The 24,240-nt window shown below is 54.2% G+C and carries 25 protein-coding genes; 12 read left to right on the top strand and 13 right to left on the bottom strand.

What is annotated here, in order from left to right; genetic code table 11:
* Positions 1–14: 14 nt before the first annotated feature.
* Positions 15–914 carry a LysR family transcriptional regulator gene (locus tag ACMGGQ_RS09655; RefSeq protein WP_196352252.1) on the bottom strand — a complete coding sequence of 300 codons (900 nt, stop codon included), beginning with the start codon at positions 912–914 and terminating at the stop codon, positions 15–17.
* Positions 915–1,053: 139 nt separating this feature from the next.
* Between ACMGGQ_RS09655 and ACMGGQ_RS09660 the strand changes: the two genes are divergently transcribed.
* The 8 genes from ACMGGQ_RS09660 (at position 1,054) to ACMGGQ_RS09695 (ending at position 7,548) form a co-directional block, all read left to right on the top strand.
* Positions 1,054–1,362, top strand: a complete 309-nt coding sequence (locus ACMGGQ_RS09660; RefSeq protein ID WP_014831950.1) for a hypothetical protein — start codon at positions 1,054–1,056, stop codon at positions 1,360–1,362.
* 8 nt (positions 1,363–1,370) lie between these two features.
* Positions 1,371–2,060 carry a type 1 glutamine amidotransferase domain-containing protein gene (locus ACMGGQ_RS09665; RefSeq protein WP_063621635.1) on the top strand — a complete coding sequence of 230 codons (690 nt, stop codon included), beginning with the start codon at positions 1,371–1,373 and terminating at the stop codon, positions 2,058–2,060.
* Between the two features lie 84 nt (positions 2,061–2,144).
* Positions 2,145–3,092: an aldo/keto reductase gene (locus ACMGGQ_RS09670; protein WP_262780709.1), complete on the top strand. Its 948-nt coding sequence runs from the start codon at positions 2,145–2,147 to the stop codon at positions 3,090–3,092.
* 102 nt (positions 3,093–3,194) lie between these two features.
* Entirely contained in the window at positions 3,195–4,229 is a 1,035-nt protein-coding gene (locus ACMGGQ_RS09675) for an amidohydrolase family protein (protein ID WP_196364563.1), read from the top strand.
* A 150-nt stretch (positions 4,230–4,379) separates the two neighbouring features.
* The gene (locus ACMGGQ_RS09680; protein WP_420289931.1) at positions 4,380–4,952 is read left to right on the top strand and encodes an NAD(P)H-dependent oxidoreductase; all 573 of its coding nucleotides are present in this window, start codon (positions 4,380–4,382) and stop codon (positions 4,950–4,952) included.
* A 2-nt stretch (positions 4,953–4,954) separates the two neighbouring features.
* Entirely contained in the window at positions 4,955–5,974 is a 1,020-nt protein-coding gene (locus ACMGGQ_RS09685) for an aldo/keto reductase (RefSeq protein ID WP_420289932.1), read from the top strand.
* Positions 5,975–6,033: 59 nt separating this feature from the next.
* Positions 6,034–6,729 carry a putative quinol monooxygenase gene (locus tag ACMGGQ_RS09690; protein WP_252077522.1) on the top strand — a complete coding sequence of 232 codons (696 nt, stop codon included), beginning with the start codon at positions 6,034–6,036 and terminating at the stop codon, positions 6,727–6,729.
* Between the two features lie 15 nt (positions 6,730–6,744).
* A complete protein-coding gene (locus tag ACMGGQ_RS09695) occupies positions 6,745–7,548 on the top strand; it encodes a carboxymuconolactone decarboxylase family protein (RefSeq protein WP_420289933.1) in 804 nt (267 codons plus the stop codon).
* Positions 7,549–7,902: 354 nt separating this feature from the next.
* Here the strand turns inward: ACMGGQ_RS09695 and ACMGGQ_RS09700 are convergent, their stop codons facing one another.
* Entirely contained in the window at positions 7,903–8,229 is a 327-nt protein-coding gene (locus ACMGGQ_RS09700) for a Silver-binding protein (protein ID WP_229225882.1), read from the bottom strand.
* 301 nt (positions 8,230–8,530) lie between these two features.
* Here ACMGGQ_RS09700 and ACMGGQ_RS09705 point away from each other — a divergent pair, with 301 nt between their 5' ends.
* Entirely contained in the window at positions 8,531–8,977 is a 447-nt protein-coding gene (locus tag ACMGGQ_RS09705) for a hypothetical protein (RefSeq protein ID WP_229225883.1), read from the top strand.
* Between the two features lie 41 nt (positions 8,978–9,018).
* On the opposite strand, the gene silA is transcribed toward ACMGGQ_RS09705, so the two are convergent.
* The 4 genes from silA to ACMGGQ_RS09725 are packed head-to-tail and all read right to left on the bottom strand — an operon-like array spanning position 9,019 to position 15,182.
* Positions 9,019–12,159, bottom strand: coding sequence for a Cu(+)/Ag(+) efflux RND transporter permease subunit SilA (silA, locus tag ACMGGQ_RS09710; RefSeq protein WP_420289934.1), 3,141 nt, complete (start codon positions 12,157–12,159; stop codon positions 9,019–9,021).
* A gap of 10 nt (positions 12,160–12,169) precedes the next feature.
* Positions 12,170–13,420 (bottom strand): efflux RND transporter periplasmic adaptor subunit, encoded by a 1,251-nt coding sequence (locus tag ACMGGQ_RS09715; protein ID WP_420289935.1) that lies wholly within the window; start codon positions 13,418–13,420, stop codon positions 12,170–12,172.
* Positions 13,421–13,431: 11 nt separating this feature from the next.
* Positions 13,432–13,773: a cation efflux system protein CusF gene (gene cusF / locus ACMGGQ_RS09720; protein WP_045910573.1), complete on the bottom strand. Its 342-nt coding sequence runs from the start codon at positions 13,771–13,773 to the stop codon at positions 13,432–13,434.
* A 23-nt stretch (positions 13,774–13,796) separates the two neighbouring features.
* Positions 13,797–15,182: an efflux transporter outer membrane subunit gene (locus ACMGGQ_RS09725; protein ID WP_334761565.1), complete on the bottom strand. Its 1,386-nt coding sequence runs from the start codon at positions 15,180–15,182 to the stop codon at positions 13,797–13,799.
* Positions 15,183–15,344: 162 nt separating this feature from the next.
* Here ACMGGQ_RS09725 and ACMGGQ_RS09730 point away from each other — a divergent pair, with 162 nt between their 5' ends.
* On the top strand, positions 15,345–16,028 hold the full coding sequence (locus tag ACMGGQ_RS09730; protein ID WP_045910575.1) for a copper/silver response regulator transcription factor: 684 nt from the start codon (positions 15,345–15,347) through the stop codon (positions 16,026–16,028).
* Positions 16,018–17,472, top strand: a complete 1,455-nt coding sequence (locus ACMGGQ_RS09735) for a Cu(+)/Ag(+) sensor histidine kinase (protein ID WP_235401730.1) — start codon at positions 16,018–16,020, stop codon at positions 17,470–17,472. Before ACMGGQ_RS09730 ends, ACMGGQ_RS09735 begins: the two co-directional genes overlap by 11 nt.
* Before the next feature lie 3 nt (positions 17,473–17,475).
* On the opposite strand, the gene ACMGGQ_RS09740 is transcribed toward ACMGGQ_RS09735, so the two are convergent.
* Positions 17,476–18,381: a LysR family transcriptional regulator gene (locus ACMGGQ_RS09740; RefSeq protein ID WP_420289936.1), complete on the bottom strand. Its 906-nt coding sequence runs from the start codon at positions 18,379–18,381 to the stop codon at positions 17,476–17,478.
* A 117-nt stretch (positions 18,382–18,498) separates the two neighbouring features.
* On the opposite strand from ACMGGQ_RS09740, the gene ACMGGQ_RS09745 reads away from it, so the two are divergent.
* A complete protein-coding gene (locus ACMGGQ_RS09745) occupies positions 18,499–19,902 on the top strand; it encodes an MFS transporter (protein ID WP_420289937.1) in 1,404 nt (467 codons plus the stop codon).
* Positions 19,903–19,940: 38 nt separating this feature from the next.
* Here the strand turns inward: ACMGGQ_RS09745 and ACMGGQ_RS09750 are convergent, their stop codons facing one another.
* From ACMGGQ_RS09750 to ACMGGQ_RS09775, 6 genes are all read right to left on the bottom strand, one after another.
* Positions 19,941–20,426, bottom strand: coding sequence for an Hcp family type VI secretion system effector (locus ACMGGQ_RS09750; protein ID WP_420289938.1), 486 nt, complete (start codon positions 20,424–20,426; stop codon positions 19,941–19,943).
* A 21-nt stretch (positions 20,427–20,447) separates the two neighbouring features.
* Positions 20,448–20,882, bottom strand: a complete 435-nt coding sequence (locus tag ACMGGQ_RS09755) for a hypothetical protein (RefSeq protein ID WP_420289939.1) — start codon at positions 20,880–20,882, stop codon at positions 20,448–20,450.
* Positions 20,860–21,252: a polymorphic toxin type 44 domain-containing protein gene (locus ACMGGQ_RS09760; protein ID WP_032623152.1), complete on the bottom strand. Its 393-nt coding sequence runs from the start codon at positions 21,250–21,252 to the stop codon at positions 20,860–20,862. Before ACMGGQ_RS09760 ends, ACMGGQ_RS09755 begins: the two co-directional genes overlap by 23 nt.
* 235 nt (positions 21,253–21,487) lie before the next feature.
* The gene (locus ACMGGQ_RS09765; RefSeq protein WP_420289940.1) at positions 21,488–22,483 is read right to left on the bottom strand and encodes a DUF2891 domain-containing protein; all 996 of its coding nucleotides are present in this window, start codon (positions 22,481–22,483) and stop codon (positions 21,488–21,490) included.
* A 9-nt stretch (positions 22,484–22,492) separates the two neighbouring features.
* On the bottom strand, positions 22,493–23,479 hold the full coding sequence (locus ACMGGQ_RS09770; RefSeq protein WP_048030433.1) for a DUF979 domain-containing protein: 987 nt from the start codon (positions 23,477–23,479) through the stop codon (positions 22,493–22,495).
* Positions 23,476–24,198 carry a DUF969 domain-containing protein gene (locus ACMGGQ_RS09775; RefSeq protein ID WP_048030431.1) on the bottom strand — a complete coding sequence of 241 codons (723 nt, stop codon included), beginning with the start codon at positions 24,196–24,198 and terminating at the stop codon, positions 23,476–23,478. Before ACMGGQ_RS09775 ends, ACMGGQ_RS09770 begins: the two co-directional genes overlap by 4 nt.
* Positions 24,199–24,240: the final 42 nt, after the last annotated feature.

The following is a 24,240-nucleotide window of genomic DNA, read 5'->3' on the forward strand; positions in this document are numbered from 1 at the left end:
TACTGAACGAGGCGTTATCGTCCCGTAGCGGATATCAGAAAATCAATTAGGGCCTTCACTCTTTTCGTTTTACCCGCGTTTTTGGGGTAATAGAGATACACTGGCGGGTAGGTTTTCCAGTAGCTCTCCATCACGGGTATAAAGCGCTCCCTGTCCGGCTGTAACTGCAAGATGGGTTCAAACAAACGTCCGATTCCCAGGCCGTTACGGATCCCGTCTGCCATAACGTCAATATCGTTGCTGATTAACTGCCCGGGCATCTCAACCGTCAACTGCTCTCCGCGATCGTTCAGAATCAACGGAAGGATGCGGTTGTTAGTAATAAAACGGTAGCCAATTAGCTTGTGTTGACTGAGGTCAGCCGGCACCTCGGGCATTCCATGCTCGCTGATATAAGCTGAGGATGCATATAACCCTTCACGAAAGGGTTTCATTAACGGCCGCGCCACCACCCCACCTTCGAGGATATCGCCAAAACGGATCCCAAGATCAAAACGCTCTTCGATAACATTCACGGTACCGTCGTAAACCGAAATTTCAAGCTGTATACCCGGATATTGCTGACAGAATTTCGCTATTGCAGGCTTAAGAATTAACAGATAGGCAAAACGCGAGAGCGTGATTCGCACGATACCAGAGGGCTCCTGATTCTGGTCGCGAATGCTTTCAAGCGAATGTTCCAGCGACTCCACCGCCGCAGCGGTCTGTTCCAGCAACAGCTGCCCCGTTTCCGTCAGCTCAATACGGCGGGTCGTACGCACAAAAAGCGGATGGCCAATATGATCTTCCAGCAGCTTAAGCGCATTGCTGACGGAGGGAGGCGTAATTTCCAGTTTTCTTGCGGCTGCCGAAATATTGCCCTCACGTGCAATGCTCTGAAAGATCCGTATCTGGTTATACAGGGCGTTATTCATAATGTTTTCCTAAAGCAATCTCCGCCTGATTATTAAGTACAGTCTAAAGATGCTTAAGTCAATGCTCCTCTAATCTTCGTGAAATTCGCCTCTTATACTTTTATCTCTTTCTACAACGACCTGAGTTCAGGAGACTATGATGCGAATTTTATGTCTGGATATCCCCGCACCTGGAGCATCGCTGGAAAAATATGCTCCACACCTTAACGCTGAAGCGCTGCACGCCTGGGGATTGTATAAATCCGGCTTCATCCGCGACATCTACTTCCGTCAGGACAGACCTGGCGTCGCTATTTTTCTTGAATGTGACTCTGTCGATGAAGCGATGAACGTAATGGCCGAATTCCCGCTGGCAAAAGCTGGCTTATTAAGCTTTGAGTGCATTCCGCTTGGCTCCTTTATTAACTGGGAAAATCTCTTTGCCGCTGAATTTAAAAATAAAGAGTGAGGCCCGATATGAAACCTGCAGATAAACCCGTGCTGTGTGTCGTTTCCAGCCATCCGATTAAAGGCGCATCCGGTGTACCAACCGGTTTTTTCCTGGCCGAGCTGACCCATCCGCTGAAAGTACTGGAAGATGCCGGACTAAAAACGATGATCGCCAGCATTCGCGGGGGACAGCCGCCGGTGGATGGATTTGACCTCAGTGATCCTGTCAACGCCTGGTACTGGAACGAAACCGATTTTCAGCAGCGCCTGGCAACAACACCAGCGTTATCCGAGCTAAACGGTACCGATTACAGCGCCGTTTTCTTTGCAGGCGGCCATGGAACCATGTGGGATTTCCGCGACAGCCAGGATGCCCAGCGTATTATCCGCGAAGTATATGAAAGTGATGGCATTGTCTCAGCCGTCTGCCACGGACCTGCGGCACTGGTTGACGCAAAGCTCAGTAGCGGCGAATACCTGGTGAATGGCAAAAACGTGGCGGCCTTTACCAACAAGGAAGAGGAAGAAGTTCACACTACAGATGTGGTTCCCTTCCTGCTTGAGACTGCACTTCGCGAGCATGGCGCGCTTCATCATGAAGCCCCGAACTGGTCTGAAAACGTGGTTACCGACGGTCGCCTTATCACGGGGCAGAATCCCGCTTCAGCGCACGGTGTCGGTGTGGCGCTGTTAAATGCCCTCCGTCAGTCAGCTTAATCCATTCATCTCTTTTTCACCGTTACTCACCCTCTTTGGCCGGTTTCCGTCAGCAACGTTCCGGCCTTTTTACAGGAGCTGAATATGAAAACACTACCTCCCGTCGCGCTGGGCACATGGTCCTGGGGCACAGGTTTCGCCGGTGGCGACTCCGTCTTCGGCAATCATCTTTCTGATACTCAGATGGCAGACGTGTTCACCACGGCCATGAGTAAGGGCCTCAATCTCTGGGATACCGCAGCAGTATATGGCATGGGGAGTTCCGAGGCAGCGCTGGGAGCATTAGTCCGTCAGTTCCCCCGCGAGGATATGACTTTATCCACCAAATTCACGCCGCAGATTGCGAACGAACAGTCAGCGCAGCCTGTCAGCGATATGCTTGAGGCCAGCCTCGGACGCCTGGGCGTGGACGCGATTGATATCTACTGGATCCATAATCCCCTCGACGTTGAGAAATGGACGCCAGGACTAATCCCACTTTTACAAAGCGGTAAGGTAAAACGCGTAGGAGTTTCCAACCATAATCTGGCACAAATCAGACGCGCCAACGAAATCCTTAACGCTTCCGGTTATTCCCTCAGTGCAGTACAAAATCACTACAGCCTGCTCTATCGCGCTTCTGAAGAGGCCGGAATCCTTGATTATTGCCGACAAAATATCATCACGTTCTTTGCTTACATGGTCCTGGAGCAAGGCGCGCTCAGTGGTCGTTATGATTCAAATCATCCCATGCCTGCCGGGAGTGGCCGGGCCGAAAGTTATAACGCGGTACTGCCGCAGATAGAAAGATTGACCGCCGCCATGAAAAAAATGGGAGCCGAAAGGAATGCCAGCGTTGCACAGATAGCCATCGCATGGGCTATTGCAAAAGGTACCCTTCCCCTCGTTGGTGCGACTAAAGTCCATCACGTTCTGGACGCCGCCTGCGCTTCAGACATCCAGTTACGCGATGAGGAAATCATCATGCTGGAACAACTCGCCGCAGAGACCAGAGTGGATACACGAGGCGCCTGGGAAAAACCGATGGTGTAAACCCCATCCGAGACAGACTGTCATGAATCACATTCACGTATGGACAGTTCCGGGCGATCCTAATCTGTATCACTTTTACTGCTTTGTATGAAGGGTGAGAATATGAAAATCATTTGCCTTGAAGAACATTATCTCGACAGCGAGTTAGGCCGAGCGTGTATGCCTGTTGCGCTTGAGCAGGCGCCTTTCCTTGGCGACTGGGGGAAAACCGTCGCTGATGGTCATAATCCTGACCGAAGCCGGCCGCAGATAGAAAAGAATGCGCTGATAAACGCGAAAGGCGCTGATTTGGGAAGCCGCCGCCTCAGGGATATGGATGAGGCTGGAATTACCCTTCAGATCCTTTCTGTGGGCGGATTCCCCCAGCTGGCACCTAAGGATGAAGCGGTAACATTAAATACGGCGGCAAACGACCGCCTTGCCGGGGCGGTAAGAAATCATCCGGATCGCTTCGCGGCATTTGCCACTCTTCCCTGGGCACAGCCGGAAGAGGCTGAAAAAGAGCTTGTCCGCGCAGTTGAAGAACTAGGGTTTAAGGGGGCACTTCTGAATGGCCGACCCTCTTCATGCTTTCTCGATAATCCTGACTATGACTCCCTGCTTTCCCGCTTTAATAAACTGAATGTGCCACTCTATCTTCATCCCGGATTACCGTTTAACAGCGTGCAACAGGCCTACTTCACGGGCTTCAGCGCAGAGGTCAACGCCCGGCTCTCTATGTTTGGCTGGGGCTGGCATCACGAAGCCGGGATCCATTTGTTACGGCTGATGTTATCGGGCGTATTTGATAAATATCCCCACTTGCAGGTAATCAGTGGCCACTGGGGGGAGATGCTGCCCTTCTGGCTGCAGCGTCTTGATGACAGCCTTCCACTGGCTGCAACGGGTCTGTCACGCACGCTAACGAGAACCTTCCAGGAGCACGTTTACGTTACCCCGTCAGGTATGCTGTCGCTGCCGCACTTCCAGTTTATCTACGCGTTAATGGGGGCAGAAAGGATCCTGTTCTCCGTCGATTATCCCTATCAGACCCTGGACGGTGTAAAAACCTTTATCGACAGTCTGCCCGTCAACAAGGCTGAAAAAGAGGCCATCGCATTTCGCAATGCAGAACGTTTACTGGGCATCACGGCGTAGTTCACGGGTTCGTGATGACCGGTACAATGAGAACAGTCGACCATTATTAGTTTTTGTCTAAAAGTGAATGAGTCTTTACTGCTCTAAAAAAAATAATGGTGTCACTCTATACTGGGTTAAACATTCATCAAATATATTTAACTCATTGAAATGAAAAATATCCTTATTGTTTCAGGCCATCCTGAGCTTACCCATTCCGTCGCCAATGCCACGATCCTTGATGAAGTGGCGACCGCCCTTCCCGAGGCTGAAATTCGTCGTCTGGACTGGCTCTATCCGGACGGCAAATTCAATATCGCTGCGGAGCAGGAAAGCCTGCTCAGGGCCGATGTGATTGTCTGGCAGTTTCCTTTTTCATGGTATGGGCTGCCCGGGTTAATGAAACAATGGCTGGACGAGGTCTTTGTCCACGGCTTCGCGCATGGCTCAACGGCGAAACTGGGCGGTAAAAAGCTGATCCTCTCCTTCACTACAGGGGCGCCGCAGGTGCTCTATACCGCTGACGGTTTCTTTGGCCATGCCATAGAAGAGTATCTTATTCCATTCGAGACCACGGCAAGGCTGTGCAATCTTGAGCTGCTGGCGCCGGTTTATACCTGCGGTATCAGCTATGCCGACCGGGATGCCGACAAAATCGCGCAGCAAAAAACGCTTGCCCGGGAACACGCTTCAAGGCTTGTCGAGCTGCTCAATTCCGTCGTGAATAATCCAGAGGGAGAATAACGATGCAGTATACCCGGCTCGGTAAAAGTGACTTACTGGTCTCCCGCATCTGTATGGGATGTATGGGATTTGGCGACCCGTTAACGGGCCAGCATCGCTGGACGCTGGACGAAACAGCAAGCCGGGACATCATCCGCTACGGTCTCGAAAAGGGTATCAATTTTTACGATACCGGCATCGCCTATCAGAACGGCTCCAGCGAGCGATACGTTGGCCGGGCGCTGCGGGAGATGGCAAAACGCGAGGACGTGGTGCTGGCCACCAAGTTTCTGCCACGAACCGCCGCGCAAATTGCAGCCGGGATCGGCGGAAAAGAGGCAATAGCCCGATCACTCGACCAGAGCCTGCAGAATCTGGGGATGGACTACATCGACCTCTACATTTACCACATCTGGGATTACAACACGCCAGTTATTGAGGTGCTTGAAGCGCTTCATGCCGCCGTTACTGAGGGCAAAGTGCGCGCTATTGGTATTTCCAATTGCTATGCCTGGCAGCTTGCGAAAGCGAACGCCCTTGCCGAACGCGAAGGGCTGACGGCCTTTGTTTCCATGCAAAGCCACTACAACCTGATTATGCGTGAAGATGAACGAGAGCTCTTCGGTCTGTGCGCTGAAGATGATATCGCCATGACCCCCTATAGCGCGCTGGCCAGCGGTCGTCTCTCCCGGAAAGAAGGCCACACGCGGCGAGCCTCCGAGGATGCCTATGCCCGCGGAAAATATGACAGCACGGCTGAACAGGATCGGAGCATTATCGAGCGCGTCGCCGAGCTTGCTGAACGACATCAGGTGTCCATGACGGAAATCTCACTCGCCTGGCTGCTGACAAAAGTCACGTCACCTGTCGTAGGGGCCACAAAAAAAGATCACGTCGATGGCGCGGTAAACGCCGTAAATCTTCAACTGAGCCCGGAGGAAATCCGGTTTCTGGAAGAAACCTACCAGCCGCACGTTCTGACGGGGATCATGGCGCAAAACACGCCGCAAACGAAAGACGTTAATCAGGTCTGGACGCGGTAGCAAACAGTAATTTCAGTAAAAGGATCATCGTGAAAAAGCCCCTTATGCTTTTAATTTGTATGCTCATAAGCAGCCCTGTCTTTGCAACAAAACTGGACGCGCCGGATAAGCGAGTGATGAATATCTTTGAGCTCGGCGTCAGGCACGATCGGGACAAAGATTTTGCAGACGTAGCCAGACAGACGATTTCCGCTTCGGTTGATCATGAAGCAGGTACGCTGGCGATGTACGCCCTGCACCGCAGCGACAATCCACGTCAGGCATTCATGGTCGAACTTTATGAAAACGAAAGTGCTTACCGCAAACATCTGAATGCCGAACCATATAAGGCATTCGCTGCCCGGGCACCTGACATTATCGATCGGAAAAATAAAATCACCCTGGAGCCCCAATTTCTGGGGGACAAACACATCATACCGGATGAGCGAACCATTAATAATCTGGTGATCGTCGAGGTAAAGCCTGAATTTCAGACCGAGTTTAAAAACATCGTCCTGCCCGAAATGGCGGAATCGCTCAAAGTAGAGAAAGGCGTATTAGCGATGTATGCCGCTACAGATTCACAGACTCCGAACCGCTGGTATTTCTATGAGATTTACGCCAGTGAGGAAGCGTATCAACTGCACCGACAAACGCCACACTTCCGTGACTATCTCAGGCAAACGGCGCATATGAGCACCAGTAAGGACGCTATCCCGGTAAAACCGGTATTTCTTCGTAACAAAGGCGGAATCAAACAGGATCCGCACCGTTGACCAGTGAGGATTAACATGAAAAGCGTAATTGCAGCGGCGGCCATGTCGCTTGTTATTTCTGATTTTGCTACTGCTGAGGAAACAAAAGGTAAAGCGATGATGAAAATTGAACCTTCAACAATTTCGGAAGCTGATATTCGTTCCGTCTCACCGGCTCTTGCGCGCTTTGGTCGAGAAGCGATTACTGAAGATCTGTGGACACGCGATGCCCTCTCGCCCAGGGATCGTAGTATGGTGACCGTCGCCATGCTAATTGCCAGAAACCAGCCTGGCGACCTTAAGCACTATATAGACATTGCCCTTGATAATGGCGTTACGCCAGCGGAGTTGTCAGAAATCATTACCCATCTGGCGTTCTACTCAGGTTGGTCAAATGCCATGTCAGCCGTCAGCGTGACCAAAACAGTATTTGAAACTCGTGGCGTCACGGCAGATGTACTTCCTGAAGCTTCTCCGGACCTGCTTCCTCTCAATCAGGAAGCAGAAAAGCAGCGTTCAGAGACAGTGGAGAAAAATGTTGGCCCAATATCTCCGGGCCTGGTTAAATTCACTACAGATCCACTGTTCCTGGATCTCTGGCAAAGACCCGCGCTGAAACCCCGCGACAGAAGTATGATTACGGTCAGCGCGTTAATCGCATCCGGACAGAGCGCGCAGATTGGCTATCACCTCAATAGAGCAATGGATAATGGACTTTCTGTTGAGGAAGCTGGTGAGATCGTTACCCAGGCCGCGTTCTACGCTGGCTGGCCAAACGCATTTACTGCTGCTCCGGTTGTCGGAGAGGTGCTAAACAATCGATCATCGAGTAAAAGGTAATATTACTGAACACTAAAACCTGACGCACATCACAAAATTAGAACGAACAGTTCATGAACCAACAGGCGTGACATCGAGTGATTTATGGACAGCGTTTAACACAGTTATGAACCAAAACTGAGTTCATAACTGTGAGTTTGAATCGCCATTAGATTAATATGCATTTAAAACAGTTTGTTATACTGTTTCTGGTGCTGTCGTAAATTATGTATATTCCTCAAACCCAGAATAGTTAAATACGATATGCCAATAACCATTCTCTACGTGATAACCCGGCCTTCCCACTAACAAACGCCCCTTTTTTTAAGGAGCGTATGAGTAACGTCAATAATCACTGAGAGGCTTCGCAGCCGATTAATTCTCAGTCATCTGGCGACGATGCTGTTCAGCCTGCTGCTGATGGCTAGCCGAAGACTGGCCGTTATTCGCCGTCTCGTGTGCAATCGCCGCTTTCTCGTGTTCATTCACCGCAGAAAACGACGTCGCAGTTTCGTTAGTACTGCATGGACCGTTTTTGATCATCTCCTTATGCATGTCAGCCATGCTCTGGTGTGCAGCTTCTGTGTTGTTTTGCATCATGTCATGAGACATTGCTGCCTGTTCGTTGTTGTTTGTCTCTGCAGCCCAGCTGGATGCAGAAACCGCCAGGATGGCAATAACAGATAAAAGGAACTTTTTCATGGTTGTATCTCCGAAATTAAAGTGCTCAACAGTTGGTGGCCTTCTTTATAATGAATTATAAAAACCGGCCGCTGTTTATCGCATGACTGGCGAGTGACATTTCTGTCACTCCAGGGGCTTAATCCCTACCCTGATCCAGGACTCAAGGAGTGAGAGGGGCAAAACTTTGATTATTCAAATAATTAGAAGAGCATCCCGTCGCCTGCAACACTGTAACGAGGTGGCTACCAGCATAAGCAATACCTCCCCGACACAGCTGCAACAGCTAAAGACTCAGTTGGCTGAAGAAATGGGCAAACCTGTGGGTCTACACACCATGGGTATTCCGGCGGCAATCAGCACTCTCGGGGTAATTGTCAGCTTCGCGATTCCTCAGCTGTGGTTGGGCTATGGCGTACTCGCCGCACTCGGCCAGCCAGCCGAACGCGTATTCGTGTGGGTTGTGCTGATCGCCCTCCTGTTCGCAAGCATCAACGGCGTGACGATGTTTATGATTGGCAAAGGCAGCATGCGCGCCGTGCGGTTACATCTTACGCTGGCGGTGATGAGTCTGGTATTAACGGCAGCCTATCTGCTGGCCGCGCTGAGCGGTAGCGCTGCTCCGGGCGTCAGTCTGACCGCTGCGATGGTGAGTACTGTCATGCTGGGGCTTAGCGGCAGCTGTATCCTCTCTACCGCTTTTTATAAGATGCTGCTATTTACTCTGCATAACAGAGCCTGGCGCAAACTGATCAGCAAGGCGCGCTAAGCATTCATCCCGTAAAAACCCGCCGCTACCGGCGGGTTTTTTTATGGCTTTTTATGTCTGCGCAACCAAATTAACTTATACGCCGCAGGAATAATAAACAGCGATAGCAGCGGTGCTGTAATCATCCCGCCGATCATGGGGGCCGCTATCCGGCTCATAACTTCTGACCCTGCGCCGGTCCCCCAGAGAATGGGCAGCAGACCCGCGATGATCACCGCGACGGTCATAGCCTTTGGCCGCACGCGCAACACGGCACCATGATAGAGCGCCTCATCAAGCCCTCGTTCAGTGAACGTTTCCTGGCGGGACAACGCCGGATGTTCTTCAACGGCATGACGCAAATACATCAGCATGACCACCCCAAATTCTGCCGCCACCCCGGCCAGGGCGATAAACCCGGTGCCGGTTGCAACTGACATATGAAAACCCTGCCAGTAGAGGAACCATATCCCGCCGACCAGCGCGAACGGCAGGCTCATCAGGATCAGCAACGCTTCATCCACGCGACTGAACGCCAGATAGAGCAGAATGAAAATGATCATCACCGTCATCGGTACCATCAGCTTCAGTTTCTTGTTGGCGTGTTCAAGCAGTTCAAACTGTCCGGAGAATGACACGCTGGTACCCGGCCTCAGCTTCACGTTCTGGCTGATGGCCGTTTTAATGTCGTTCACTACGGACACCATATCCCTGCCGCGGGCATCGATATAAATCCAGCTTGCAGGTCGGGCATTCTCCGTTTTTAGCATCGTGGGGCCGGAAACCACGTTGATATCCGCCACATCACCCAGCGTGATCTGCTGTTTAATCGGCGTCAGGATCGGCATCTGCCTCAACGCGTTCGGGCTGTTCCGGTAGTCCTGAGGATAACGAATATTAATCGGGTAGCGGGCCACGCCTTCCACCGTTTCCCCCACCGTCGCGCCGCCGATGGCCGAGGAGACGAACAGCTGCACGTCGCCCACCGTCATTCCGTAGCGGGAGGCTTTCTCCCGGTTGATATCAACATCGATGTAGCGCCCGCCTTCCAGACGTTCAGCGAGGGCAGACACCACGCCTGGCACCGTTTTGGCGACGGCCTCTATGCGCTGCGCCGTGGCGTCGATATCAGCCAGAACGGTACCTGAAACCTTGATACCAATGGGGCTTTTAATCCCGGTTGAAAGCATATCGATGCGGTTGCGGATGGGCGGAACCCAGAGATTCGCCAGGCCAGGCAAACGAACGGTCTTATCGAGCTCGTCAACGATCTTGTCAATCGTCATGCCGGGTCGCCACTGATCCTCAGGCTTAAGCTGAATGGTGGTTTCGACCATTTCGAGCGGCGCGGAATCCGTGGCCGTTTCGGCTTTACCGGTTTTACCAAACACCGATGCTACCTCAGGCACGGTTTTGATGAGTTTGTCCGTGGTCTGCAGGAGCGCCGCCGCTTCTGCCGGAGACACGCCTGGCAATGTCGAGGGCATATACAGCAGATCGCCTTCGTTGATCTTCGGTAAAAACTCGCCACCCACCTGGCTCAGGGGCCAGATCACCGTGAAGATGGATAATGTCGCAACCAGCAGGGTTGTTTTAGGCCAGTGGAGCACCCGAATCAGAAGCGGATGATAGGCGTTAATCAACAGTCTGTTCAGCGGGTTACGGGTCTCGGCAGGGATTTTACCCCGGATCCAGAATCCCATCAGAATGGGGATCACGATGATGGCCAGCGCGGCCGCCCCCGCCATGGCGTACGTTTTCGTGAAGGCCAGTGGACCAAACAGCCGCCCTTCCTGACCCTCGAGGGTAAAGATGGGAATGAACGACAAGGTGATGATCAGCAGGCTGATAAACAGGGCTGGCCCCACCTCAACGGAGGCACTGGTGATCACCTGCCAACGGGTGGCGTTGTCAATCTGTTCCCCCGGATGCTGGTGATCCCACTCTTCCAGCCGTTTATGCGCATTTTCAATCATCACGATGGCGGCATCCACCATTGCGCCGACGGCAATGGCAATGCCTCCGAGCGACATAATATTGGCGTTCAGCCCCTGGAAATGCATAACGATGAAGGCAATACACAGGCCAAGCGGCAGAGAGATAATCGCCACCAGCGCTGAGCGAATGTGCCAGAGGAACAGTGCACAGACGATGGCCACCACGATAAACTCTTCGAGAAGCTTGCCGCTCAGGTTATCAATGGCCCGGTCGATGAGCTGGCTGCGATCGTAGGTGGTCACAATCTCAACGCCTTCCGGCAGGCTGGCCTTCAGCGTCTCCAGCTTATCTTTCACCGCCGTGATGACCTCGCGCGCGTTTTTACCCGAACGCAGGATCACCACGCCGCCCGCCACTTCCCCCTGCCCGTTCAGCTCGGCAATACCGCGGCGCATTTCCGGCCCTGTTTGTACGCGGGCAACGTCACGCAGATAGATCGGTACGCCGTTCTCGCCGGTTTTCAGGACGATGTGATTGAAATCATCGATGGTCTGCAGATAGCCGCTGGCCCGAACCATATATTCCGCTTCCGCGATTTCTACGGACGATCCCCCTGCTTCCTGATTAGACGACTCAAGGGCCTGCTTAACCTCCGGCAGGCTAACGCCATACTGTGCCAGCTTTAACGGATCAACCTGAATCTGATACTGCTTGACCACACCGCCGACGGAGGCCACCTCGGCCACGTTCGGGATCGTTTTCAGCTCAAACTTCAGGAACCAGTCCTGCAATGAGCGCAGCTCGGCGAGATCGTGTTTTCCGCTGCGATCCACCAGCGCATATTCAAATATCCAGCCCACGCCGGTGGCATCCGGGCCGATCTCGGAACTCACGCCAGCAGGGAGTTTGCCCTGAACCTGGTTCAGGTACTCCAGCACGCGCGAACGGGCCCAGTACAAATCAGTGCCATCTTCAAAAATGACATAGACATACGAATCACCAAACTGCGAAAAGCCGCGCACGGTCTTCGCGCCGGGAACCGACAGCATGGTGGTGGTGAGTGGATAGGTCACCTGGTTTTCAACAATCTGCGGGGCCTGGCCGGGATAGCTGGTTTTGATAATCACCTGAACGTCAGACAGATCGGGCAAGGCATCAACCGGGGTGTTGATGATGGTCCATGTCCCCCAGACGCTGAGAAACAGCGCCCCCATCATAACCAGGAAACGATTAGCCACTGACCGCCGGATAATCCATTCAATCATCATCGTCTCCTTAATGGCCAGAATGGGCGTCGTCAGGGGTTTCAGCGTGGCGCATGCGCTCCAGCGCACCGGTAATATTGGCCTCCGAGTCAATCAGGAACAGACCGCTGACGACGACTGACTCCCCCTCTTCCAGCCCGCTACCAATGCCGGACTGCTGCTGAGATTCATGCAGAACGTGGATCCTTTTCGGTACAAAATTCCCGTTAGCGTCAACGGTAATAACGCGCTGCTCTTTGCCGGTATCGATAACGGCCTGAGACGGAATCAGCAGCATTTCCTGACTTTGGGTATTCAGCTTCAGGTAGGCATTCATGCCCGGTTTCAGCAGCTCATCCTTGTTGGAGACCTGCAGGCGCACCTGCAGCGTACGGGTGGTTTGATCCACACTCGGCAGAAGACTCCACTTTTCAACCGGGAAGGATTTATCCGGCCAGGCCGGTACCGAAATAGCAAACTGCGAGGTATCTTTCAGCAGATACGCAATCGATTCTGGGACCGCCGCGCCGATCCAGACCGGATCCATCCCCTGAATTTGCGCCACGACCTTATCTTTCGAAATATTCATCCCGGTGCGCAGGTCAAATCCCGTAATCACCCCGTCGATGGGCGCCCTGATGGTAAACCGGGTCTGGATAGTGCGGGTCGCACGCAGCCGCTGAATATCCTCATCCGGCATACCCGCCAGCCTAAGCCGTTCCAGAACCCCTTTAATCTGCGTGGGCGTTCCACCGGTGCCGGAGAGCAGCAGGAACTCGCTCTGCGCTTCGACCCAGTCCGGAATGGTAATATCAATCAGCGGCGTGCCTTTCTTCACCTTATCGCCGATCGTCAGCGGGTAGACTTTCTCAACGAACCCTTCCGCGCGCGCCTGCACAATGACAAACTGATAGTCGTTATAGCTGACGTTGGCCGGGATCGTCTGGGCATAATTCAGCGTTCCGCGCGTCACTTTTTGCGTTTTTAATCCTAAATTCTGGACCTGCGTCGGATCGATACGGATACCGCCACCGCTTTTATCGTCATTTTCGTCCGCATATTTCGGGACCAGATCCATATCCATAAACGGTGATTTACCGGGCTTGTCGAATTTCACGTCAGGCTTCATCGGGTCATACCAGAAAAGGACCTTTCTTTCCGCAACGCTATTTGCTGTTTTTTCAGATGAATAGAGTGTCTGCCATGCCGTCACGGATATCAGCCCTCCGGCAATAAGGCTGCTGACTATCATGGCAGCGTATTTTATTTTTAATGAGGCCATGCCGTTTCTCGCTATTTAATGCTCTTTAGTAAAGAGATATTGCCCTGCTGAACAAATGAAAAATCAACGTGACTGCCGACCTTTAAGGCGTTGATGCTCTCATCGGCCTCAATAAAGGTGAAACGCATAGTCATCGCGGGCCAGCCAATCGCCGGGATGGCCTCATGAGAAATCGTGACTTTTTTATTTGTGAGATCAATGTCTTTCACGATACCGGTCCCCGTAATAACCTGCTCAGCGGCCCCTTCACGGGCGGCGCTCATCGCCTCGTGCTGATGAACCTCAGCCTGAAGGCCGGCAGAAAACGTCACGGCGATTGCACCGAATACCACGGCTTTAAGTGAATTACGCATTTTAGTTTCCTCTTTAAGTACAGTTATTCGACCCAACCGCCGCCCAGGGCGGTGAAGAGCGTTATTTCATTAACCTGTCGGGCATAAATAAGGCCGAGAAGGGTCTGGCGGGTTGAGAAAAGAGAACGTTCCGCGTCCAGCACGTTGATATAACTGACCGCACCACTGGCATATAATCCTCTGGCACGCTGGAGCGTAATCTGGAGCGAATCAAGATAACGACGCTGAGCGTCAATTTGCTGGTTAATGCTGTCCCGCAGCGCGAGCGCATCGGCGACCTGTTTGAAGGCGGCCTGTATTTTTTGTTCGTAATTCACGACCGACTGCTGCTGACGAATTTCAGCCAGTTTCAGGTTGGCCTTATTCCTGCCCGCATTGAAAATGGGAATTTCGATTTTAGGGATAAAATTCCACATCCCACTGCCCGCGGTGAAGAGGCTGGATAATTCCGTGCTGCCTGTGGAAAGCCCGCTGGTCAGGGAAATCGACGGGAAAAAGGCGGCACGCGCGGCGCCGATATTCGCATCGGCCGCGTTAAGCTGATACTCCGCCTCCATAATATCCGGGCGCTGCAGCAGTATCTCTGAGGAAAGATGAGGCGGGAGTTTTACCGGCGCAATATCGCTGGCGTTCATTCCACTGTCGCCCGGCAGCGCACGGTACGTCCCGAGGAGCAGCTGCAGGGCATGATTGGCCTGCGCCAGCTCCCCCTCACGTTTGGCAATCTCTGCCTGTGTGCTTTCGATCTGTCCCCGGGCCTGTTCCAGCGCGAGTACGTTCGTACTGCCCGTCACCAGCTGTTGCTCAACGAATGCATAAGACTGCCGGTAATTTTCCAGCGTTTCCCGCGCGATACGCAGCTGTTTATACGCCAGCTGCTGGTTGAAATAGCTCTGCGACACGTTAGAGACGAGCAGGATATGCACGGCGCGACGGGCCTCTTCCTGGGCATAATAGTTCTGTCGATCAGCCTCACTCATGTTCTTCAGCCTGCCGAAAAAGTCGAGTTCGTAACTGAGCGCAAGACCCGCGTCGTACTGCTGCGAAGTCGGTTTGTCACTTTTCAGTCCTCCACTGTACGTGATACCCGCGGATCCATTCAGCTGCGGATAACGCCCCGCCTCCGTCACGTTGAACTGCGCCCGCGCCTCTTCAACCTTCAGGACGGCCATTTTTATATCGCGATTATTGTTCAGGGCTTCCGTAATCAACCCGGCTACCTGCGGATCGACAAAAAAGGTGCGCCAGCCGGTGTCCTGATACCCCGCCACCGCGGGCGTCAGGCCGTTGCGTGAAAGCGAAAACTGCTGGGGGACCGGTGACGCCGGGCGCTGATAGTCGGGAGCCAGCGAGACGCAGCCTGCCAGGATAAATACCGTACTGATGCTAAGTCGTTTTATCAGGAACATAACGGTTCAAATGAAGTCCAGAGTATTTTTAGGGCTACTCTACTGAATGCTTCCTGTTTGACGGGTGACGGGATAATGACAATGTTGTCATTTTTAACGTAAGTCATTGTGAACGGTGGCGGGCGCCATAGAATGTCATCAGCAGCCAGTCAGGGGAGCAAGATGAAAATACTGATCGTTGAAGACGAAATGAAAACCGGTGAGTACCTCAGCAAGGGACTCACTGAAGCGGGGTTTGTCGTGGACCACGCTGATAATGGCCTGAACGGTTACCATCTCGCCATGACCGCTGAATACGATCTGCTGATTCTCGACATCATGCTGCCCGATGTGAACGGCTGGGATATTGTCCGCATGCTCCGCTCTGCCGGCAAAGGGATGCCCATACTGCTTCTGACGGCTCTCGGTACGATTGAACACCGTGTTAAAGGGCTTGAGCTGGGCGCAGATGATTATCTGATCAAGCCGTTCGCCTTTGCCGAGCTGCTCGCCCGGGTAAGGACGCTGTTAAGACGCGGAAATACGGTGATCGCAGAAAGCCAGCTTCAGGTAGCAGACCTGACGGTTGACCTCGTGTCGAGAAAGGTCAGCCGGGCCGGAAGTCGGATTGTGCTCACCAGCAAGGAGTTCAGCCTGCTGGAGTTTTTCATGCGCCATCAGGGGGAAGTGCTGCCCCGCTCTCTGATTGCCTCCCAGGTATGGGACATGAACTTTGACAGCGACACGAACGCGATTGACGTGGCGGTAAAGCGGCTGCGCGCAAAGATCGATAACGACTTTGAACCGAAGTTGATCCAGACGGTGCGCGGCGTGGGCTATATGCTGGAGGTACCGGATGCGCGTTAAGCCCCTCCGACGCCCGTTCTCTCTTGCGCTGCGGCTGACCTTTTTTATCAGCCTCTCCACCATACTGGCCTTCTTCGCCTTTACCTGGTTCATGCTGCACTCCGTTGAGAAGCACTTTGCCGAGCAGGATATCAGCGACCTTCAGCAGATCAGCACCGCGATGCACCGCATACTGCACTCACCGGTAGATCCCGACCAAAAGAAAATCAGTAAGATCAAAGAGTCGATCGCCAGTTACCGCAACGTGGCCGTCCTGCTTCTGGATCCACAGGGCAATACCCTGTTCAGCTCGACGCAAGGGGCGGCATTGCGCCCGGCAATGAAGACGGCGGACTTTAGCGAACACCGTCGTGCACAGGATGTGTTTCTCTGGACGGTAGAAGACCCGGCCAACCCCATGCATGCCGGGTCCGACATGAAAATGGAAACGTACCGGATTATCGCCTCCTCAGGCACGGCGACGCTGCAGGGCAAAACCCAGGACTACGTCATGCTGATCGGGCTCTCCATTAATTTTCATCTCCACTATCTTGAGGCGCTGAAAAAAAACCTTCTGGCGATTGCCGCGGTTATCAGTCTGCTGATTATTCTTGTCATCCGCATCGCGGTTCGTCAGGGACATTTGCCCCTGCGTAACGTCAGCAACGCCATTAAAAACATCACCTCCGAAAACCTGGATGCCCGACTGGAGCCGTCCCGCGTCCCCGTTGAGCTGGAACAGCTGGTCATCTCCTTCAACCAGATGATCGAGAAGATCGAAGATGTCTTTACCCGTCAGGCTAACTTTTCCGCCGATATCGCGCACGAAATCAGAACCCCTATCACCAACCTGGTGACGCAAACCGAAATCGCGCTGAGTCAGAACCGTTCTCCGAAGGAGCTGGAGGATGTGTTGTACTCCAGCCTTGAAGAGTACAACCGGATGACCCGCATGGTCAGCGACATGCTGTTTCTGGCACAGGCCGATAATAATCAGCTCATCCCGGATCGGGTGATGTTTGATTTAAGCGCCGAGGTCATGAAGGTGTTTGATTTCTTCGAAGCCTGGGCGGAAGAACGCCACATCGCGCTGACATTCAACGGGATGCCCTGCCTGATAGAAGGCGATCCGCAGATGTTCAGAAGGGCCATCAATAATCTGTTATCTAACGCCCTGCGCTATACGCCAGCGGGCAAAACGGTGACGGTCTCACTGCGAAAACAGGATAACGACGTTGAGCTGGTGACAGAAAACCCCGGCACGCCGATCCCGCAGGCGCATCTGCCGAAGCTGTTTGACCGTTTTTATCGCGTCGATCCGTCCAGGCAGCGTAAAGGCGAAGGCAGCGGCATTGGGCTTGCCATCGTGAAGTCCATCGTCACCGCACACCACGGAAAAGTCCGCGTGGAATCGGATGCGGTGTCGACGCGCTTCATCCTCACCGTGCCGGGGAAAGTGCTCTGAACGTCAGCAAACCGCGCGGCACACTTCAAGGACCTTTTCCCTGAGCCAGCGATGCACCGGGTCCCGTTCCATGCGCGGATGCCACATCTGGGATACCGTAATAGTGCGGGTCTTAAAGGGCAGTTCAAAAACGTGCACGCGCTCGGTCATCGCCTGATTGAGCAGGTATAACGCCGGCACCATGGCAATCAGATCGGAGGCCAGCGCCACGGATAACGCCGTCGGAAAACCGGGCACCACGCTGGCGACCTTGCGCTTCATCCCGCGCTCCGCCAGCGCCTCATCGACAAACCCGTGCAGCGATCCGTCCGGCGAGGCCACCACATGCCCCCAGGCGACATAGTCACTCAGGCTGACCTCCGGCTGCTCTGACAGCGGATGCCCCTTGCGCACCGTGCCAACAAACCGATCCTGGAAAAGCCTTTGCAGCCGTATTTCAGGCCCCATGTTGCCCTGCACGCCGATCTCCAGATCGACAAGCCCCTCTCGCAAGTAGCGCGACGTTTTTTCCGGTTTCGGTGAGAAGCGGATGCACACCCCGGGCGCGACGCTCGCCACCGCAGCAATAAGCAGAGGCCCAAACGCCACCACAAAACCGTCGTTGGCCCGGATGGTGAACAGCCGTTCGAGGTTTTCCACCTTCAGCGCGTCGGTGGAGGGCTGCAGCACCGCCCTCGCCTCGTGCACGGCGCTTCTGGCGCGGTCCCGGGTGGCTTCGGCCCAGGGCGTCAGCACCATGTGACGACCGGCCCGCACCAGGATCGGATCGCCGGTCACCTCCCGCAGCCGGCTCAGGGTGCGGCTCATGGCGGAGGTGCTCAGGTTCAAACGTCGCGCCGCGCCCGCCACGCTGGCTTCTGCCAGCAAAACGTCGAGCGCAACCAGAAGGTTAAAATCAGGATCGGACACGATGGCTCCTCAGATATGGCGTTACGTGCAATGATTAAGTGCAAATGCTGCGTCTTCCGCCCTGTATACCGCATGATTATAGTTTCGTCATCACGATTCTTATTCGGAGTAACGACGATGACGCTCTTTTCAAACCAGCCCGGCGATGAAGGTTTACCCGGACATGAACGCGCCAGGGTGATGGCCGCCGTTATGACCACCACGCTGATGGGTGTTTTTGACGGTACCATGATCAACATCGCGCTCCCCTCCATGGCAAGCGCGATGCAGGTCCCCGCGAACGTTGCGGTCTGGTTCGCCAACGGTTATCTGCTGTCAGCGGCGATGACGTTGGCCATCTTCGCGGCGCTGGCGGCCCGCGTGGGCTATCGCCCAATCTTTCTGGCCGGGCTTGCCACCTTTACGCTCACTTCGCTGGGCTGCGCGCTGGCAACAACGCCGGAAATGTTAACCGGGATGCGAATTCTGCAGGGCATCGGCGGCGCGGCGACCCTGAGCATCGCCCCGGCGATCCTGCGGTCCGTTTTTCCGGGCCGACTGCTGGGCCGTATTCTGGGGCTGCACGCCCTGCTTATCGCCTCCAGCACGGCGATAGCCCCGGTGCTCGGCGGAACAATACTGGACGCTCTGAGCTGGCAATGGCTGTTCGCCATTAACCTTATTCCGGGCAGCATCGCCCTGCTGCTGGCATGGCGGGCCTTGCCGCGGGAATCGGCCGTTGACCGCACTCCCTTTGACGCGCCGGGCGCCATGCTCTCCGCCGTCCTGTTAGGTTCGGCGATCATGATGGCCGACAGCCTTCAGCACGTGACGGAGCACATTAACCGGCAGGCCGTCTGCTGGGGCGTTCTCGCGCTGGTCAGCGCCTTCGCCTTTACCTGGCGTATCCGGCGCGCGCAACATCCGTTACTGCCGCCGGTGATGTTCAAAAACGGGCGCTTCACCCTCGCCGCGCTGACCTCGCTGGCCTCGTTTGTGAGCCAGGGGATCACGTTTGTCGCGCTGCCGTTCCTGTTTCAGAGCGTGTATGGCTACAGCCCGGTGGTGTCGGCGCTGCTGTTTACCCCGTGGCCGATTGGCATCGTGCTGATCGCGCCGCACGCGGGTCGCTGGGCGGATACGATCTCCGCGCCGCTGATCTCGACCCTCGGGCTTATCGTCTTTGTCGGTGGGTTGCTCCTGCTGGCCACGTTGCCGGAAAATCCTTCCGTGTGGAATATCTGTCTGCGCAGTCTGGTATGCGGTATTGGATTTGGCTGCTTCCAGAGCCCCAATAACCGGGAAATGCTCGCTAACGTAGCGCGGGAATATGCCAGCTATGCTTCCGGCGTGTTGTCGATTGTGAGGACATTCGGCCAGTGTCTCGGCGCCGCCGTGGTGGGGGTTCTGCTGGGGGCAGCGGCAGGATGGGACCATCAACATGCTATCCAGGTTGCACTGTGGCTAGCCGTCATCGCCTCGACGGGTTCGGTGATATTTAGCCTGAGCAGGCTGCGCCCTGCGGTTCGGGCATCCGCGTAAATTGTTGCAGCGCCTCTCGGCGCTACTCGTTTTTACGCCTACGCTGCAGGGCGTTCGTTCCACGCATCAGTGAACTGAATATTTCCGTCCAGAATTTTCCATGTGATTTTTGCATATCGCAAAGATACATTTTCCATGTGACCAGTACCGGGACAATCTCTTGTATCATGCATTATTGGAGTTATTGAAATGACCTTCACCCCTTCCATAAGGATATTGAAGTATTCCACTTCCTGACCAGCATCATTGATGTGGTAAAACTTTAATTCAGCACTATGAAGCGTTTGACCTGTAGCCACAGCTTTGTATAGATAGGGTGAAGATGAATCAATTGCTTTTGTTAGACTGAAAGCAGAGTGTTGCCTTGTACCTGTGAGTTTACCCGTTGCATCATCTGTTGGAATGCTCAGGTTATGAATCAGATCTCTGAGCTCTATACTTCCTTCACGGTCTGCAACATCAGAACCGCCACAGATCATTGCTCCGCCATCATCTTTCAAAAAGAGGTGTACTGGTACAGCCATTTCTATAACTCCTTATGTTACTTAATCTCTTATTCCATTGGCTATGAGGTTAATTACAGGCATGATCGCTACACCATCTGCATAGAACAGATCAGAATTAGTGAATGAATAAACCTTGCCGGTGATTTTTACATTTACCGTGTTCCCATAAGCTGAAGCAGTAACATTTCTTGTATTGGCTTCAAGGAATGGTGATCGATCTTCAAGGGCTTTCATAATGTTCCCGCTGTTGTCTTTATCTAAATAGAAGCGGTAAACATCCGACACCGTAGCGCCTCCATCATCATACTTAGTTATGTACAGTGTGACGGAATCAGAGAGTTTCTGTTTGCTGACAAAACTATCGTGAGAAGGTGCGTTAAAATAGTATTGATATGTCAGAAACCCACAAACAACGAGCAATAGAATCGTTGTGAGTAAGCAATGAAGCCGTTTAATAACCGTATTTCTTTGCATATTCTATACCTTGCCTTATCCAAAACTGATCGTGAGGATCATCCCCATAAGGCGGTTTTTGATACCAGTGCCCCCATTTCTTTTTGGAGGTTTTAGCTCTTTCCTGCGCCCATCCAGCACCCATCAATAGCGTTTCTGATGGTATCCCGGCAGCATAGCCAGCCGAACCATAATTGAAGTTCCCAAAATTTGCTAACTCCGGGTGTCCTTGCTTGTAATCCCACGGCCCCTTATTTCTTACTTTTTGATAAAACCAAAGATAGGTCGTAGGGATAGCCATGTTTCTACTCATACCATGCGCCCTTGCAATCCTCATGTTTGCCAACACAAGTGCGATTCCTTCTTTAGGCAACAAAGGTATAACAGCCATATTAACCATCCATCCACTGTGGGTATTGGGTATGTGGCCGCGTATCGTACACTTTTGCGATGGTAAAAAAGATATCTGTTTCCAGAGAAATGACGGGAAAATATCCGACTAAGGTATTAATCGCATTAAAAATCAAAGAAATGTAGGCTGCGCCCGGCTAGGCCTACAGGCAAGCGTTGCACAATGTAGGCCGGGTAAGCGCAGCGCCACCCGGCAAGAAAGACGGCGCGTTTGTTTACTCCAGCGCCAGTAGCGCAAAGCTCGCCAGCCAGTGCCCGCCGCTATAGTGGCTGCCGACCACATGCCCGACACTTGCGGCAAGATGTTTCGTCACCGCCTCGCGCAATGCCGGTTGCGCCGGGTGGCTGGCAGGAAGCGCTTTCGCAATGTGCTTCATACACCACGCGCGGCTGAGGTTTAATCCGTCCAGATGGGCAATTTTCGGGTCGGTACGATCGCTCACTTCCGCCGGGTTCATCAGTGCCGTAACGGCGCCCACCTCCGGCAGAAACGCGTCAAACCAGGCCGGGAAGTCTTCAGTTACCTTGCTCATCAGCAGCGCCTCCGTCAGCGCGCCGGAAATATACTCGTCTCCGCCGGGCTCATAATGAGCCGGATAGCGCGTGTCGGCGAGATAAAACCGCTCCGCCGCTGCCACAATCGCCTGTTCAAGCGCCTTGTCTCCGGCTGCGCGACCGTAATCGAGCGCCAGCGCGAGGGCAAACGCGGTGTTGTAGTGCGTCCCAACGCGGATCGGATAGGTGAGCTTACCGAGGTAATCCACCAGCCGGTTGCGAATATCCTGGGTGAGCGGCGCCAGCGTCTGGTACCAGCCCGCGGCCTGCGGCAGCGTCGACTGCTTCAGCTCCTGGGCCAGCGCCAGCAGCCAGCCGTAGCCATACGGTCGCTCAAACGAGGCGCGGAACGGCGCGGTAAAATAGGCCAGCTCCTTCGCCACGTTCTCTTCGGTCATGTGCTCGTCAAAAAGCGCGACGATCGCGTCCCGGCACGGTAATTCTGGATAGAGGCGCACGCAGCGCAGCAGCAGCCAGTAACCGTGCACCGCCGAGTGCCAGTCAAAACAGCCGTAGAAAATGGGATGCAGTTCACGAGGCGGCAGAACGTCACCATCATCATTAAGCAGGTGCATGATGTGGTTCGGGTATTCCTGGCGCAAATAGGTCAAAGGCATGCGGGCAAACGCGTCGGCCTGATGTTGCGTTAATTCCATGACAGCTCCTTAGCGAAACACGAGGAAATACATTAAGAACACGTTCACCACCAGCAGGGTTAACGCGGTCGGGATCTGGATCTTGATCACCTGATATTTGTCTTTCAGCTCCAGCAGCGCGGCGGGAACGATATTGAAGTTCGCGGCCATCGGCGTCATCAGCGTGCCGCAGTAGCCTGCATACATGCCAATCGCCAGCAGCGGCGCAGGGTTGCCGTGATGCACGTTGATCAGAAACGGCAAGGCGATACCGGCACTTAACACCGGGAAGGCCGCAAAGGCATTACCCATAATCATGGTAAACAGCGCCATACCCACGCAGTAAATCACCACCAGCATAAAGCGGCTGTCCGGGTTCACAAACAGGCTCACCACCTTCTGTACCGAGTCGCCCGTGTTGGCCACCACGAACACGCCGCCGAGCATGGCCAGCATCTGCGGCAGGATCACCGCCCAGCCGATGGTATCAACAAGACGACGGGACTGACGAACGGCATGCAGCGGTGTGCCTTTGGTCAGCCACCAGCCGGTGAGGATCGCCGCGACGCAGGCCACGCACAGCGCCGCCAGGGTGAGCTGCTTCTGATCGAGCAGAAACACGCCGCCGATCGAAACGCCCTTCAGGAATAACGTGCCCAGCACCGTCACCACCGGGATCATCAGCGCGGGCAGGAACAGCCAGTTTTTAAGCCGGTTTGACGACGCGACGCGCTCCTCCTCGGTGGACATTTTATAGTGCCCTTTCCCGACGAGGCCAAACCCCGCCAGCAGCGCGATGGCGATAACGCCGCCGCCGATAATCCGGTACGCCAGCGATTTGCCGAGTTCCTGAACCATCAGATCGCCAAACAGGAAGATCCCGCCAAACAAGAACCAGAACAGCGCGGTGGTAAAGCGCTTCGGATTGGCGCGATCGCGCAGGGTCATCACAACCAGCAGCATCACGACAAAGCCAATCAGGTAGTACACGCGGTTAATGGTGATAAGCGTCATCATTGCGCGGCCTCCTGCGTATCCTGCTCTGCACGCCAGGCCATCACGTCGCGACGGATACTTGCATCGAGGCGCAGCAGGCGCGTCATATGAATAATCAATGCCGCAATGGCGGTGGGAATGGCCCACAGGCCGATATGCAGCGGTTCAATGCCCTGAATACCATTCTCTTTCAGGAACGCGTCGATCAGCAGCACCGCCCCAAAGGCAATAAAGATATCTTCCCCAAAGAAAACCGCGATGTTGTCACACGCGGCGGCATGGGCTTTGATTTTGTCGCGAATGTGCTGCGGCAGCTCGCCATATTCGTTCAGCGCCGCCCCTTCGGCCATCGGCGCCAGCAGCGGGCGCACCGTCTGCGCGTGACCGCCCAGCGACATCAGGCCCAGCGCGGCGGTGCCTTCCCGCGCGACAAAATAGAGCATCAGAATACGCGCTGAGGTGGCGCTGGCGATCTTCGCCACCCAGGCCTGGGCGCGCTCTTTAAGCCCGTAATATTCCAGCAGACCAATCACCGGCAGGATCAGGATGAAGGTGGCCAGCGATCGGCTATTGACGAACTTCTCGCCAAAGGTCTCCAGCAGCATGCCGAAATCCATACCGACCAGCAGACCCGTCGCCAGCCCCGCCACCACGACCACCAGCAGCGGGTTGAAGCGCAGTGCAAAACCAATAACCACGATCGGTATCCCGATCAGCGGCAACAGCGTAGTACCGTCCATAACGTTTACCCTATCGAAAGTGAGCGTTGCGCGCCGACGGCT

This window comes from Enterobacter sp. BNK-13 (assembly GCF_048685015.1).
In the GTDB taxonomy this organism is placed as follows: Bacteria; Pseudomonadota; Gammaproteobacteria; order Enterobacterales; family Enterobacteriaceae; genus Enterobacter; species Enterobacter quasiroggenkampii.

What these genes read in the sequence shown, in the direction of transcription:
- ACMGGQ_RS09655 (WP_196352252.1), bottom strand. Translation starts at nt 914, where the DNA reads ATGAATAACGCCCTGTATAACCAGATACGGATCTTTCAGAGCATTGCA.
- ACMGGQ_RS09660 (WP_014831950.1), top strand. Translation starts at nt 1,054, where the DNA reads ATGCGAATTTTATGTCTGGATATCCCCGCACCTGGAGCATCGCTGGAA.
- ACMGGQ_RS09665 (WP_063621635.1), top strand. Translation starts at nt 1,371, where the DNA reads ATGAAACCTGCAGATAAACCCGTGCTGTGTGTCGTTTCCAGCCATCCG.
- ACMGGQ_RS09670 (WP_262780709.1), top strand. Translation starts at nt 2,145, where the DNA reads ATGAAAACACTACCTCCCGTCGCGCTGGGCACATGGTCCTGGGGCACA.
- ACMGGQ_RS09675 (WP_196364563.1), top strand. Translation starts at nt 3,195, where the DNA reads ATGAAAATCATTTGCCTTGAAGAACATTATCTCGACAGCGAGTTAGGC.
- ACMGGQ_RS09680 (WP_420289931.1), top strand. Translation starts at nt 4,380, where the DNA reads ATGAAAAATATCCTTATTGTTTCAGGCCATCCTGAGCTTACCCATTCC.
- ACMGGQ_RS09685 (WP_420289932.1), top strand. Translation starts at nt 4,955, where the DNA reads ATGCAGTATACCCGGCTCGGTAAAAGTGACTTACTGGTCTCCCGCATC.
- ACMGGQ_RS09690 (WP_252077522.1), top strand. Translation starts at nt 6,034, where the DNA reads ATGCTCATAAGCAGCCCTGTCTTTGCAACAAAACTGGACGCGCCGGAT.
- ACMGGQ_RS09695 (WP_420289933.1), top strand. Translation starts at nt 6,745, where the DNA reads ATGAAAAGCGTAATTGCAGCGGCGGCCATGTCGCTTGTTATTTCTGAT.
- ACMGGQ_RS09700 (WP_229225882.1), bottom strand. Translation starts at nt 8,229, where the DNA reads ATGAAAAAGTTCCTTTTATCTGTTATTGCCATCCTGGCGGTTTCTGCA.
- silA (WP_420289934.1), bottom strand. Translation starts at nt 12,159, where the DNA reads ATGATTGAATGGATTATCCGGCGGTCAGTGGCTAATCGTTTCCTGGTT.
- ACMGGQ_RS09715 (WP_420289935.1), bottom strand. Translation starts at nt 13,420, where the DNA reads ATGGCCTCATTAAAAATAAAATACGCTGCCATGATAGTCAGCAGCCTT.
- cusF (WP_045910573.1), bottom strand. Translation starts at nt 13,773, where the DNA reads ATGCGTAATTCACTTAAAGCCGTGGTATTCGGTGCAATCGCCGTGACG.
- ACMGGQ_RS09725 (WP_334761565.1), bottom strand. Translation starts at nt 15,182, where the DNA reads ATGTTCCTGATAAAACGACTTAGCATCAGTACGGTATTTATCCTGGCA.
- ACMGGQ_RS09730 (WP_045910575.1), top strand. Translation starts at nt 15,345, where the DNA reads ATGAAAATACTGATCGTTGAAGACGAAATGAAAACCGGTGAGTACCTC.
- ACMGGQ_RS09735 (WP_235401730.1), top strand. Translation starts at nt 16,018, where the DNA reads ATGCGCGTTAAGCCCCTCCGACGCCCGTTCTCTCTTGCGCTGCGGCTG.
- ACMGGQ_RS09745 (WP_420289937.1), top strand. Translation starts at nt 18,499, where the DNA reads ATGACGCTCTTTTCAAACCAGCCCGGCGATGAAGGTTTACCCGGACAT.
- ACMGGQ_RS09750 (WP_420289938.1), bottom strand. Translation starts at nt 20,426, where the DNA reads ATGGCTGTACCAGTACACCTCTTTTTGAAAGATGATGGCGGAGCAATG.
- ACMGGQ_RS09755 (WP_420289939.1), bottom strand. Translation starts at nt 20,882, where the DNA reads ATGCAAAGAAATACGGTTATTAAACGGCTTCATTGCTTACTCACAACG.
- ACMGGQ_RS09760 (WP_032623152.1), bottom strand. Translation starts at nt 21,252, where the DNA reads ATGGCTGTTATACCTTTGTTGCCTAAAGAAGGAATCGCACTTGTGTTG.
- ACMGGQ_RS09765 (WP_420289940.1), bottom strand. Translation starts at nt 22,483, where the DNA reads ATGGAATTAACGCAACATCAGGCCGACGCGTTTGCCCGCATGCCTTTG.
- ACMGGQ_RS09770 (WP_048030433.1), bottom strand. Translation starts at nt 23,479, where the DNA reads ATGATGACGCTTATCACCATTAACCGCGTGTACTACCTGATTGGCTTT.
- ACMGGQ_RS09775 (WP_048030431.1), bottom strand. Translation starts at nt 24,198, where the DNA reads ATGGACGGTACTACGCTGTTGCCGCTGATCGGGATACCGATCGTGGTT.